This is a genomic window from Sphingobacteriales bacterium (assembly GCA_012517435.1).
Lineage (GTDB): Bacteria > Bacteroidota > Bacteroidia > CAILMK01 > JAAYUY01 > JAAYUY01.
In genome coordinates, this window is sequence record JAAYUY010000028.1 from 1 (window position 1) to 13,603 (window position 13,603).

General features: G+C 40.0%; 12 protein-coding genes. 10 read left to right on the top strand and 2 right to left on the bottom strand.

Annotation, left to right across the window (positions count from 1 at the left end):
- Positions 1-105, bottom strand: a 105-nt coding sequence (locus GX437_01590; GenBank protein NLJ06341.1) for a transposase, incomplete at its 3' end; no start/stop codon positions are given.
- A 338-nt stretch (positions 106-443) separates the two neighbouring features.
- Here GX437_01590 and GX437_01595 point away from each other — a divergent pair.
- On the top strand, positions 444-5,597 hold the full coding sequence (locus tag GX437_01595) for a hypothetical protein (protein NLJ06342.1): 5,154 nt from the start codon (positions 444-446) through the stop codon (positions 5,595-5,597).
- 2 nt (positions 5,598-5,599) lie between these two features.
- Here the strand turns inward: GX437_01595 and GX437_01600 are convergent, their stop codons facing one another.
- Positions 5,600-6,883, bottom strand: coding sequence for a DUF5103 domain-containing protein (locus tag GX437_01600; GenBank protein ID NLJ06343.1), 1,284 nt, complete (start codon positions 6,881-6,883; stop codon positions 5,600-5,602).
- Positions 6,884-7,084: 201 nt separating this feature from the next.
- Between GX437_01600 and GX437_01605 the strand changes: the two genes are divergently transcribed.
- The 9 genes from GX437_01605 (at position 7,085) to GX437_01645 (ending at position 13,594) form a co-directional block, all read left to right on the top strand.
- Positions 7,085-8,437 carry a Na(+)-translocating NADH-quinone reductase subunit A gene (locus tag GX437_01605; protein ID NLJ06344.1) on the top strand — a complete coding sequence of 451 codons (1,353 nt, stop codon included), beginning with the start codon at positions 7,085-7,087 and terminating at the stop codon, positions 8,435-8,437.
- Between the two features lie 31 nt (positions 8,438-8,468).
- Positions 8,469-9,629 (top strand): NADH:ubiquinone reductase (Na(+)-transporting) subunit B, encoded by a 1,161-nt coding sequence (locus GX437_01610; protein NLJ06345.1) that lies wholly within the window; start codon positions 8,469-8,471, stop codon positions 9,627-9,629.
- Between the two features lie 10 nt (positions 9,630-9,639).
- On the top strand, positions 9,640-10,350 hold the full coding sequence (gene nqrC, locus GX437_01615; GenBank protein ID NLJ06346.1) for an NADH:ubiquinone reductase (Na(+)-transporting) subunit C: 711 nt from the start codon (positions 9,640-9,642) through the stop codon (positions 10,348-10,350).
- Positions 10,351-10,356: 6 nt separating this feature from the next.
- The gene (locus tag GX437_01620; GenBank protein ID NLJ06347.1) at positions 10,357-11,004 is read left to right on the top strand and encodes an NADH:ubiquinone reductase (Na(+)-transporting) subunit D; all 648 of its coding nucleotides are present in this window, start codon (positions 10,357-10,359) and stop codon (positions 11,002-11,004) included.
- Positions 11,005-11,017: 13 nt separating this feature from the next.
- Positions 11,018-11,635, top strand: a complete 618-nt coding sequence (gene nqrE, locus GX437_01625) for an NADH:ubiquinone reductase (Na(+)-transporting) subunit E (GenBank protein ID NLJ06348.1) — start codon at positions 11,018-11,020, stop codon at positions 11,633-11,635.
- Positions 11,636-11,656: 21 nt separating this feature from the next.
- Positions 11,657-12,919, top strand: a complete 1,263-nt coding sequence (locus tag GX437_01630; protein NLJ06349.1) for an NADH:ubiquinone reductase (Na(+)-transporting) subunit F — start codon at positions 11,657-11,659, stop codon at positions 12,917-12,919.
- Positions 12,920-13,006: 87 nt separating this feature from the next.
- On the top strand, positions 13,007-13,252 hold the full coding sequence (rpmB, locus tag GX437_01635; GenBank protein ID NLJ06350.1) for a 50S ribosomal protein L28: 246 nt from the start codon (positions 13,007-13,009) through the stop codon (positions 13,250-13,252).
- Positions 13,252-13,440, top strand: a complete 189-nt coding sequence (rpmG, locus tag GX437_01640; GenBank protein ID NLJ06351.1) for a 50S ribosomal protein L33 — start codon at positions 13,252-13,254, stop codon at positions 13,438-13,440. The genes rpmB and rpmG overlap by 1 nt, the downstream gene beginning before the upstream one ends.
- A 1-nt stretch (position 13,441) precedes the next feature.
- Complete coding sequence (locus GX437_01645; GenBank protein NLJ06352.1) at positions 13,442-13,594, top strand: DUF4295 domain-containing protein; 153 nt, start codon at positions 13,442-13,444, stop codon at positions 13,592-13,594.
- Positions 13,595-13,603: the final 9 nt, after the last annotated feature.

Consider the following 13,603-nt stretch of genomic DNA (forward strand, 5'->3'; position numbering starts at 1 on the left):
AGTTTTGGCATAAATCCCATGTTTACGGCAGCCAATAACAATCCCGGGTTTCTCTACATCTTTCAGAATTGCCTCTTTTTCTTCTCCTGTCCATGTTCTTTTCATATGTCTGAATTAGTGTTTTTAATTCACTAATTTAGTCCTAATGTTTAGGGGGCTAGATCACATAAATCCCATGTTTACGGCAGCCAATAACAATCCCGGGTTTCTCTACATCTCTCAGAATTGCCTCTTCTTCTTCTCCTGTCCACGTTCTTATTATATGTCTGAATTAGTGTTTTTAATTCACTAATTTAGTATTAATGTTTAGGGGGCTAGATCACTTTAAACCGATGTTAAAAAGCTGATAATTGCGTTTAATGATCCGGGTATATTTTCATGTGTCAATGCTGGATCTGATTGGCATTATTTTGTAACTATCTTTGCATATCAAAAACTATCAGATGAAAAAAATCAGTTTCGTTATTTTTTTATTGGGCATTGTCTTTTCATTGCAGGCACAGAATATCACACTCACTTCAAAAAACGCTAAATTCCGCTTAGGGTTTAACATAGGAAACCTTTACCAATGCAGCGATGTTGAACGATTACCTGGATTTGGATATGGCCTTACCCTTGAACGCATATTAAAACCCGGGAGTGATGATTTTTTCAGCTTTTCGCTGAGAGCACGTTACCTTCATGGAATATCAAAAGGACTTGACTATCAGTCATTTAGCGGCATACAGAACAATGTTGCACTGAATGGCACACGAAATACATTAATTAATTATGCCTCTTCTCCGGGATATGTTTACAACAATTACCGGACAAAAATTACTGATTTTTCAGGTGAATTAATGTTGTATTTCAATCAGTTGTGGTTAAAAACGCATATACTGCTTTATGGATGGGGAGGATTCAGCCTTGCTTCGTATGAAGCTACCATCAATGCAGTTGATGGTTTTGGAAATATGTACGACTATTCGTCCGTCATGCCCGGAACAAAAGATTTCGTCAGGGATCAACTGAAAAGCATGCTGGATAAAAAATACGAATCTTATGGCGACAATTTAGCAGGACCTGAACTGCTTTTTGGCCCTTCTGCAGGCATAGGGCTCGGGGTTCAGCTTACCAGACGAATTGCAGTTGGAATCGAACATAAAGTTACCTGGACCAATACAGACCTGCTGGATGGGCAGCAGTGGGATAAAAACAATATTCGCTCAACGGATGATGACATTTACCACTATACCGTTTTGGGATTGAAATTTTTATTAGGAGGAAGTGATGAAACCAAAAAGAAAGACAAAACAAAACCCCAAACAGAAGATCCGCGCAGGCCACAGATTTTCATAACAGAACCTCAGCAAAATCCATATCTGAGCCCCGATTGCAAAACCTATATAACAGGAAGTGTAACCAACCTCACCTCTGCCCAGCAACTGGTTATCAAAGAAAACAATGTGGTTCTCCCGCCAACGGCTTATTTTTTCAGACCTGAAACAGGTACTTTTAAAATAGAAAAGACTATTACACAAAACAGTGAATACCAGATTATTGCCACAAACCAATATGGTAGTGCCATCAAGTTTCAGCACATCCACTGCACACCTAAAATTAATAAACCCATCATAACCATTGAAAAACCGCAGGCCAATCCGTTTCAGACAAACAACTGCTTTGCTGAAATAATTGCTCACATCGAAAACATAAAAGGGAAAGAAAACATCACCGTTACAGAAAATAATGCTCCCCTGCTGGCAGCTGAATACACTTTCAACACCTATAACCGTTTGATTATCAATAAGAATATTAAAGATCGCTCGGTTTTTGTCATCACCGCAAGAAACGAGGCAGGAACTACTTCTGCTGAAGTAGTCATTGATTGCCGAAAACCTTCCAATAAACCAGAAGTTAAAATCACTCTTCCTTCAGTAAGCCCTTTTATTACAAGCGATTGTAAAGCAGACATCAGGGCACTCGCCACCGGAATTACAAACAAATCTCAAATCAGCATCACAGAAAACGGGAATTTATTGTCATCTTCCTTTTTCACCTTTGATCCGGTCAGTGGTTTGATAAAGATAAATAAAAACATCAGTGGATCAAGTACCTTCGTCATTAAGGTTCAGAATGAAAACGGCTCTGCTTCAGCCAGCACGATTATTCAATGCAAACAACTCCCCAAAACTCCTTTCGTTGAAATAACCAATCCCTCAGTCAATCCTTTTACCACAGAGGATTGCAGGGCAAACATCACGGCAACTATACAGAACATAGAGAATATCAATCAGATAAGCGTTTTTGAAGGATCAAATCAATTGTCTTCAACTTACTACACCTACGACAGTTATGCCAAAATTCTGAAAATCAACAAGTTACTCTCCGGAAGTGCTGTCATAAAAATTGTCGTCAGAAATGAAGCCGGGAGTGCAGAAGATGCCGTTGAAATCAAATGTTTAAAAGCACTTCCGCCATTACCAAAAGTAACGATTACCGAACCAAAGGCAAATCCTTTTGTTACAAGTAATTGTAATATAATTGTTTATGCTCTGGTAGAAAACATTAAAGGCTCTGAGCAATTAACCGTAACTGAAAACGGTTTCAGTCTGAATACTTCTTTCTGGAAATATAACCATGCCAACGGCATTGTCAGTATCAGTAAAGAAATCAGTGGAACTTCGGTATTTGAAATAACCGCAAGAAATGAAGCAGGAAATTCAAAAGCCTCTGCAACGATAAATTGCGACAAAAAATCACTTCAACCATGCATCACCATTGTCAGTCCGCAGCAAAACCCGTATCAAACCACAGATTGCAAGGTAAGCGTTCGTGCCAATACCACAAATGTTACCAATAAATCGCAGATTATGATAAAAGAAAACGGTGTTGTAATTCCTTCCACTTCCTATTCTTTTGACAATTCAGGAGTTATCACCATGACAAAAGACTTCAGCGGGAAAAGCAACATTGAAATAAAGGTTACAACAGCCAATGGAACTGCCTCGGCCTCTCTGGTGGTCGAATGCCTGCCCAAAGCTTTACCTCCGGTGGTTACCCTGGTCGAACCAAATGTAAGTCCTTATCTGTCAGCTGATTGTATTGCAAAAGTAAAATTCAGTGTTAAAAATATTGAGAACAAAAACCAACTTGTACTAAAAGAAAATGGTAGCATTGTCCCATCATCCTCATGGTTTTATGATGCAGCCGAAAATATGGTTAGTTATACCAAAAACATTACAGGAGAAAGCAACTTTGAACTGACCGCCACCACAACGGCAGGAACTTCATCGGCAAAAGCAACCATCAGATGCCAGCGACAGGAACAAAAGCTCCCGAAAATTGTGATCACCTTTCCGGTTCAGAATCCATTCAAAACAAGTGAATGCAATGTTCAGGTAAAAGCATTGGCCACGAATGTAACTTTAAAAAATCAGATAACGATAAAAGACAACGGAACCATACTGACATCTGAAGCCTTTTCTTTTGATCCGGCCAGCGGAATTATCAGCTTCACCAGAAATGTCAGTACCAAAAGTATAGTTGAAATAAAAGTCAATACGCCATCGGGCAGCGCAGTTGCTTCTCTGGTAATTGAATGTACGCCCAAACCAGAGCTTCCGGTCATTACCATCACACAACCTACCACCAATCCATACACCAGTCCTGACTGTAATACCGGGCTTAAAGCCACTATCAGGCATATTAACACCAAATCTCAGATTTCGGTTAAGGAAAGCGGCAGCCTGTTACCGGAAAATCTCTGGAGTTTTGACCCGTCAAGCGGATTGCTTAGTTTAAACAAATCAGTTGTGGGAGAGCAGTTATACGAAATTACAGCCACCAACCAGGCAGGTACATCAACGGCAAAAATAACCATTAAATGCCAACCTAAAATTCTTCCGCCTACTGTGGTGATAAGCAGTCCTGCCATCAGCCCCTATGTAACAACAGATTGTAAAGCCACAGTAATAGCCAAAACCACCAATATCAGTCAAAAAAGTCAGATTAACATTAAGGAAAACGGAGTAACGATCCAGTCAGACCTGTTCACATTCGATCCTGTCAAACAGCAGGTAACTTTAACCAAAAACTTTGCAGGTACAGCCGTTTATGAAATATTTGTTACGAATGAAAGCGGAACTTCTTCAGCCAAAACCACCTTTCAATGCCAGATACCTAAAAAACCACCTACAGTAAAAATTGTACAGCCCACGCAAAATCCTTTCATGACAAGCGAATGCAATGCAATAATACAGGCCACCGTAACAAATATCGAAAACAAATCGCAAATTACTGTTAAAGAAGGAAATACGCTGCTTACACAAAATGACTTTGAGTTCGATATTGCCACAAAAACTATCAGGGTTAAAAGGAATGTCAAAGGAACGGTAAATTTTGAAATCACAGTCAGTAATCAGGATGGCTCAGCAACTGCCAGACAAACAATTACCTGTATTGAGCCGGTATTGCCACCGGTTGTAACCATCACCCAGCCTGCACTGAACCCATATAATACTTACGACTGTAAGGCTGATATCAGGGCAAATGTTAAAAATGTTACCGACAAAAACAATATTTCCATTTTTGCAGGCAATCAGAAGCTTACCGCCTCCGAATTTAATTTTGATGCAGCAACAGGGAATATCAGTTTTATTAAAGCATTGCCTCAAAGCAGTACAATTAAAATTACTGCAACCAACAGTGCAGGGACATCCGGTGCAGAAGTTACCATCAATTGCCTGCAGAAAGCTGATCCTCCGGAAGTGGTCATTATTACCCCTTCATCCGACCCGTATTTATCTGCACAATGCAATGCTTACGTAATCGCTAAAACAAAAAAAATCACGTCTAAGAACCAGATTACCATTTACAAAAACGGCTCTGTTCTGGATGGAATGTATTACAATTTTAATGAAGAAGAAGGTGAAATCATGTTTGACCAGGGTCTGAGCGGAGAAACCACTTTCCGTATAGTCGTTAAAAATGAAGGCGGCAGTGCAGAAGACAAGGTAACAATCAAATGTCCTCCACCTGTAAAAACTCCTGACATAAAAATTCTGTCACCGGCCTCGAATCCTGCACAAATCAGCACCTGCAGAGCTGTTCTTCAGGCAAAAATCCTTGATTTTGGAGATGACGGGAAACTTGACGTCAGGGAAAACGGAAAAATATTACCTGCCTCCAACTATCAGTTTGATAAAGCTACCGGATTGCTGAACATCACCCGTGAATTTGTAGAAAAAACCACTTTCACCATCAATGTTTCAAACAAAGCTGGAAGTAAATCTGAGAGCATTTCATTTGTCTGTTCCGGTGGTGAAAAACTTCCGTTGGTTACAATAACAACACCCGTTGAGAATCCATATTATTCCGCTGATTGCAGTCTATATCTGACAGCTGATGTAATCAATGTTCAGGATGCAGACGGCCTGACGGTTCAGGTCAATGGGAAAGAACTTGAAAATAGCCAGTACACCTTTAATGCAGATAGCGGGAAACTGGTCGTCAACACCCGAAACCTGCCGGCAAAAGCAAAAATTACCCTTACTGCCAGAAATGAATACGGTACAACCGTCCGGTCGCTTGAGGTGAACTGCAAACCGGGATATTGATATTAAAAAATTCTTGAGTTTACGACAGAATACCCGACAATTTCCCAATTGTTGTAGAAACGGGAACGCATATAAACCAGTATGAGGTAATCATTTTCGGTTTCGTAGTGACTCCCCTGAAACCTGAAACAATCAGCTTTTCCGGAGGCCGGGTCTTTAATGACATAATAATAATTGTAGTAACCCTGCTTCAGGAAAATATCTGTCATATAAAGCTGTTTTTCAGGTACATAATGAAGTTTAAAGCGTGGATCAATCTTCCAGTCGCTCAGCGCCCCGAAAAGATAAATCTCTTCATCCTTGGGGTAAGGAGTACTTAACCTGAAAAACACTTTCACATAGTCAATTTCATTCATTCTCAGGGTTCGGGTTTCTCCTGCTATAATTCTTTCACCATTGATGTCGCTCCATTCGGCATAATCGAGATAGCTCCTGTCTTCATCAGTCAGCAGGTAGTACCTGAAAAAGGAATCGAGAACAATTTTATGAACACCCTGACCTGGAAATTTCTGCGGGCGTAAATCAATGAAACGCCATTCACTCAATCCGTCAAACAGATTTTCCTCATCATAATCATAAATCAGAACATTGTTTCTGACAAACATGGGTTGCAAATGTGTAATGACATTGTCCTGCCTTTTGTTTTGCGTGATGCTAACTTTGAAATCCAGTAAGGGGTTAGCCACATCAAGCCCCTGATAATCAACTTCAAAATCAATTTCCTGTTTGCCGGCTTTAAACCTTGCCTGAGAAGCTCTCAATACTTCGGCAGTCACTTTGGCTGACGAGCTGACCACATAAAATCTGCGGATAATAACCGGCTGATCTTTTTTCCCTGCCGGATAAACCATCAAGGCATAATTCCCCGTTAGTTTGAACCATGTTCCCCGAGAGGGAAAACTGACATAATAGTTGGTATATCTGATATAAGTGTTGATGGAAAAATTGTAGTTTTCAATGTATCCATAATCAGGGCCTGTCAGGTATTGATCAGGGAAAAGTTCGCTGACCGTCCAGTCAAAATTGCAATAAACTATCTGATATTCAAATGATTTATAACCACCGCTCATGTCGTCAAAAGCAAGGGTAAGCGACATATCAGGTTTATTGATGTCGATAAAAGGATAGGAATTAATCTTCCCCGACTGATAAAACAAAATGGTCTGGAGCTGGTTGTCCAGAATAGTATCGGAAATGACATCAGGAAAAGAATATCCGGTACGATGGCACAGCATTAACAGCAGAAAGAATAAAAAAGTACTGGTTTTTTTCAAGAAAATATTCATTTATTGTGTTTTAGAGCCAGTGCAAAAATGACAAATATCATTATTCGGTTGAATTCAGTAAGATAATTTTGCAATTCGTACAACTTTAAAGCCACAACCAAAGACAAGTATAAAAAGTTTCGCATAGATTAGAAATAATGAATTTAATAATTCAATACTTTTGCAGAAGAAATTTTTATTCAATTTTTAATTGGAAAGCAAATGTCATCAGACATCATCAAAATTAAAAGAGGATTAGACATCAAGCTGGCAGGACAGGCTGAAAAAAAAATACATGAGGCATTAAGCATCGAAGAATATGCCCTGAAACCTACAGATTTCAGAGGAGTCAGGCCAAGGTTGCTGGTAAAGGAAGGGGATAGCGTTAAAGCCGGAACTCCTTTATTTTACAGCAAAGACAACGAGCAAATCATGTTTTCATCTCCCGTTTCAGGTACTGTCATTGAGGTGTTGAGAGGTGAAAAGAGGGTTTTGCTTGAAATCAAAATCAAAAAAGATGAAACACAGGAGTACATTGATTTTGGCTCAGCTGATCCGAAAAATCTTAGCAGAGAAGAAGTTCTTGAAAAGATGCTGAAAAGTGGTGTATGGCCACTGATACGTCAGCGTCCCTATGCCATAATGGCTAACCCCATCGATCAGCCAAAAGCCATTTTCATTTCTGCATTTGATTCTGCTCCGCTTGCACCCGACAAAAACTTTATTGTTCAAGGATATAAAGAAGATTTTCAGGCGGGTATTCATGCGCTTTCCAAACTGACAAACGGCAAAATTCATTTGAATATCAGGGAAGGGGAAGCTGTTTCTGACGTATTTACAGGAGCAACCGGAGTTCAGATAAACCGTTTTAAAGGCCCTCATCCGGCAGGAAATGTTGGTGTTCAGATTCATCATATCGACCCGATCAATAAAGGGGAAAAGGTCTGGTATTGTTATCCTGAAGATGTCATCATCATAGGACGCCTGTTTTTAAAAGGTATTTATCAGCCTGAAAAAATCATTGCCCTGACAGGCTCCGAAATTAAAGAACCTGCTTATTACCGTATCATATCGGGAGCAAAAGTAGAAAGCCTGCTGAAAAACAATCTTTTATCAGATCAGGTTCGTGTGATTAGCGGTAATATACTGACCGGAACAAAAATTTATCCAAAAGGATTCATTGGTTTTTACGATAGTCAGATAACCGTTATCCCCGAAGGGAATTATTATGAAATGTTCGGATGGCTGAGCCCCGGATTCAAAAAATTCAGCTTTTCCAGGACATTTCTCAATTTTTTCAACAGGAAAAATCTGAAACTGGATACCAACCTGCATGGAGGCGAACGTCCCTTCATTGTTACAGGACAGTACGAGAAGGTATTTCCTTTCGACATTTATCCGGTCTATCTGTTAAAGGCCTGCCTGACGGAAAACATTGATAAAATGGAGCAACTGGGCATTTATGAAGTAGCTCCTGAAGATTTTGCCCTTTGCGAAGTCGTTTGCACTTCCAAAATCAATTCCCAGGACATCATTCAAAAAGGAATTGATTTAATGATTAAAGAAATGAGCTGAAAATTTTTATAAAATTTTAAAACGAGAAAAATTGAAAGCGCTTAGAAATCAAATAGATAAAATCAAACCTCACTTTGAAAAGGGAGGAAAGTTTTATTTCCTTCACTCGACATTCGATGCGTTCGAGACATTTCTGTTTGTCCCCAACCATACAACCAAAAGCGGAGCACATATCAGAGATGCCATCGATTCGAAAAGGACAATGATTATAGTGGTTCTGGCTCTTCTTCCGGCCATGTTTTTCGGATGCTGGAATGTTGGCTATCAGCATGACCTGGCTCTTGGCCTGGATGGCTCTGTTTTCAGCAGGTTCTGGCTGGGATTTGGTAAATTCTTCCCGATATTGGTGGTATCTTATGTGGTTGCACTGGGAATTGAATTTGCCTTTGCTCAGATTAAAGGCCACGAAGTTAATGAAGGGGTTTTGGTAACCGGATTTCTTATTCCACTGATCATGCCCCCTACTATTCCGCTGTGGATGGTGGCTGTTTCCACTGCTTTTGCCATTATTTTCGGTAAGGAAGTTTTTGGTGGTACCGGAATGAATGTGTTTAACCCTGCATTGGTTGCCAGAGCCTTCCTTTTCTTTTCCTATCCATCCAAAATTTCTGGTGTTGAGCCATGGGTTTATACAGGTGGTCAGCCGGTGGTAGATGGATTCAGTGCGGCAACACCGCTTGGAAATGCCGGAACGGGTGAATTCGATAAACTTGCCTCAACATGGGATGCATTTGTGGGAACCATTCCCGGTTCCATTGGTGAAACCTCTTTCATCGCCATCATGATTGGTGCTTTAATTCTTTTACTGACCGGAATAGGCAGCTGGCGTATTATGCTTTCTGTTTTTGCCGGAGGTGCCCTGATGGCATGGATATTCAACCTGATTGGTGCTAATGAATATATGCAAACCGTTGACCCTGTCATGCACCTTGTTTATGGCGGTTTTGCCTTCGGGGCCGTATTTATGGCAACCGATCCCGTTTCTGCTGCTCAGACCAATACCGGTAAATACATCTATGGTTTCCTGATTGGTATTTTCACCATTTTAATCAGGGTAATTAACCCGGCTTATCCGGAGGGAATGATGCTTTCCATTCTCCTCATGAATACTTTCGCTCCCCTGATTGATTATTATGTGGTGGAAGCCAACATCAGGAAAAGGACAAAAAGAGTTAAATTAGTCAATAAATAAAATCACTTTTATGTTTTCAAATCGGTATATTTTTATTTATTCATCAATATTGACGATTTTGGTGGCGACAGTTCTGGCTGCTGCGGCAAATCTGTTAAAGCCCCGTCAACAACAAAATATTGAAATTGAGAAAATTCAGAACATTTTGTCACCGGCAGGCATTGAAAGCACCTATTCGACTGCAAAAGAGCTTTTTGCCAAATATGTTACCAAACAAATTGTGGTCAATAGTAATGGCGAAGAAATTCAGGGTGTCAGGGCTTTTGATGTTGACCTGTATATTGAAAACAAAAAGCCACTGGAAAAAAGGAACCTTTCCATTTTCGTCATCACCCACGATGACGGAGAAATCAATTATGTAGTTCCTGTCAGAGGAAAAGGTCTGTGGGGACCAATCTGGGGATACATTGCTTTCAAGGATGATTTAAATACCATCAAAGGTGTCCGCTTCGACCACAAAGGTGAAACACCCGGACTTGGCGCTGAAATCAATACGGAACACTTTCAAAGCCAATTTCCCGGTGAACAGATACTGGATGCCACAGGAAAGTTTATTTCCATAACTGTTTACAAGGGAAAAACGCAGCCTGAAGACAAGCATGCCGTGGATGGCATATCAGGGGGGACTATTACCAGCAAAGGGCTTGAAGCCATGTTGCGTGATGGTCTGTCCGGTTACGAAAATTATTTTAAAAAATTACGAAACTCACAGAATCAGTAAGATACTATGACACAGAAACAATCATTATTTTCAGCAAAAGAAAAAAAGCTGCTGTTAAATCCGCTGAATAAAGAAAATCCGATTACCGTTCAGGTACTTGGGATTTGTTCAGCACTTGCGGTTACAGTTCAGATGAAGCCTGCTATCGTCATGGCATTGTCAGTAACCATCGTTACTGCATTTTCCAACCTGATTATTTCTCTGCTCAGAAACACTATCCCGCCCCGAATCAGAATCATCGTACAACTGGTAGTCATTGCGTCACTGGTAATCCTTGTAGATCAGATACTTAAAGCCTATATGTATGATGTCAGTAAAAAACTTTCCGTTTTTGTCGGACTAATCATCACCAACTGTATCCTGATGGGTCGCCTTGAGGCTTTTGCAATGGCCAATAAACCTTTTCCTTCCCTGATTGACGGACTTGGCAATGGTTTGGGCTATGGTATGATTCTGATTATCGTGTCATTTATCAGGGAACTTTTCGGATTTGGGAAAATACTCGGCTACCCGGTATTTGAAAAGCTTGGCATTTATTCTATCGGTTATGAAAACAATGGTTTGATCATAGCACCACCAATGGCTCTAATCATTGTCGGAACTATTATCTGGATACAAAGAACCAAAAACCGTGATTTGATTGAAACAAAATAAAAAATAATAAAACATGCAGGAATTATTTAACATATTCGTCAGGTCTGTCTTTATCGACAACATGGTCTTTGCCTATTTTCTGGGCATGTGTTCTTTCCTGGCAGTATCAAAAAATGTCAAAACAGCTATCGGTCTCGGGACCGCAGTAGTTTTTGTACAAATTATAACTGTTCCGGTCAATTATCTTATTGAAAGGTACGTATTGAAAGAAGGAGCATTGGCCTGGTTAGGAAGCGGTTTCGCTGAACTCGACCTGAGTTTTCTTACCTTCATCATATTTATTGCTACCATAGCCTCAATGGTTCAGCTGGTCGAAATGGTGGTCGAAAAATTTTCTCCTTCTCTCTACAATTCATTGGGTATTTTTCTGCCACTTATTGCGGTCAACTGTGCAATACTTGGCGGCTCTCTCTTTATGTCAGAACGTGAATACCAGTCATTTGGCGAGGCATTTTCTTTCGGACTCGGTTCTGGTGTAGGTTGGGCTATTGCCATCATCTCCATTGCTGCCATCAGGGAAAAAATTCAGTATTCACATATCCCTGCCCCCCTGCGTGGGCTTGGTATTTCATTTATTCTAACCGGATTGATGGCCATTGCTTTTATGAGTTTCATGGGAATTAAAATTTAATCATCGAATAATTTTAAAAAAATGATACTACTTACCGTAAGTTTGTTCAAAATCTTCATTATCAGCTCAATAGCTTTTTTATTGATTATTTTGTTGCTTGTGGCAATATTACTGTACGCAAGGTCGAAACTCACCTCCGAAGGAGAAGTCAATATAAGGATTAATGGAGAACACGACCTGAAAGTCAATGCCGGCACTTCCCTGCTTTCGGCACTTTCGGCTCAGAAACTTTTCCTGCCCTCAGCATGCGGAGGCGGAGGTACCTGTGGCATGTGTAAATGCCGTGTCATTTCAGGTGGAGGAAGTATTTTACCAACAGAAACCAGCTTTTTTACCCGTAAAGAACAATTGAACAACTGGAGATTAGGTTGCCAGGTAAAAGTCAGGGGTGACATGGAAATCATTATCCCCAAAGAAGTCTTTGGAATTAAAAAACTGGAATGTGAAGTAATCTCCAACAGAAATGTAGCTACCTTTATCAAAGAATTTGTCGTTCGTTTACCCGAAGGAGAATCACTTGATTTTCAGCCAGGTGGATATATTCAGATTGATGTGCCGCCCATTGAGGTTGATTATAAAACCATTGAGGTAGATGAAAGATTCAAAAGCGATTGGGATAAGTACAAGATGTGGGATTTAAAAATGAAGAATACAGAGCCAATTTTCAGGGCATACTCTATGGCCAATCACCCCGCTGAAGGAAATATCATCAAGCTTAATATCAGAATAGCCACACCTCCATGGGATCCGAAGAAAGGAGGCTTCATGAATGTAAATCCCGGGATTTGCTCATCCTATATTTTCTCCCGTAAGCCAGGCGATAAAGTAGTTATTTCAGGACCTTACGGAGAATTCCATATCAAGCATACCAAACGTGAAATGATGTACATTGGTGGTGGAGCAGGAATGGCACCGCTCCGTTCTCATATTTTCCATCTGTTCCATACTTTAAAAACCACCGACAGAAAGGTTACATACTGGTATGGCGGACGTTCATTAAGGGAACTGTTTTATGTGGATGAGTTCAGAGCTATTGAGAAAGAATTTCCAAATTTTACTTTCAACATTGCCTTGTCGGAGCCACTACCTGAAGATAACTGGACAGGCTACACCGGGTTCATTCATCAGGTCATTATCGATAATTATCTCAAGCTTCATCCTGAGCCGGAAGAAATTGAATATTATTTCTGCGGCCCTCCCATGATGAATGCGGCAGTGCTTAAAATGCTTGATGATTTTGGTGTGCCACAGGAAAATATCGCCTTTGATGATTTTGGCGGATAAGTATTTTCAGGGCATAAAACTTTTAAAAAAATTAATTTTGACAATATTTTTTTTCTCCAGATATTTGCACCCCCTAAATAATTAGTCATGGCGCGTGTATGTGAATTAACAGGTAAAAGGCCGATGGTTGGGAATCATGTTTCTCACTCCAATAAAAAAACCAAAAGAAGATTTTTACCCAATCTTCAGATGAAAAATTTCTTTATCCCGGAAACAGGTCAGACCATCAGGCTAAAGATTTCAACGAGTGCACTTCGGACAATCAACAAAAAAGGTTTGTACAATTACCTTCTTGAACTTGAGAAAAAGGAAGGGATTAAAATTTTAAAATAATGGCAAAGAAAGGAAAAGGCGGAAGGCAGCAGATCATTTTAGAATGTACTGAACATAAAGACAGCGGAATGCCCGGAACTTCCAGGTATATCACTACCAAAAACAAAAAAAATACTCCGGACAGACTTGAGCTGATGAAATACAATCCTATTTTAAGAAAACATACACTGCATAAAGAAATTAAGTAATATGGCAAAGAAAGTTGTTGCTGGTCTTAAAAAAGCTACAAATATTGTAAAGGTCATTTCCCCTGTCAAATCCCAGAAAACAGGGAAATACAGATTCAAAGTCGATGTAATCGATAAAGAAGAACTTTCAGGATTCCTCGCTAAGAAAAAATAATTTTTCTCT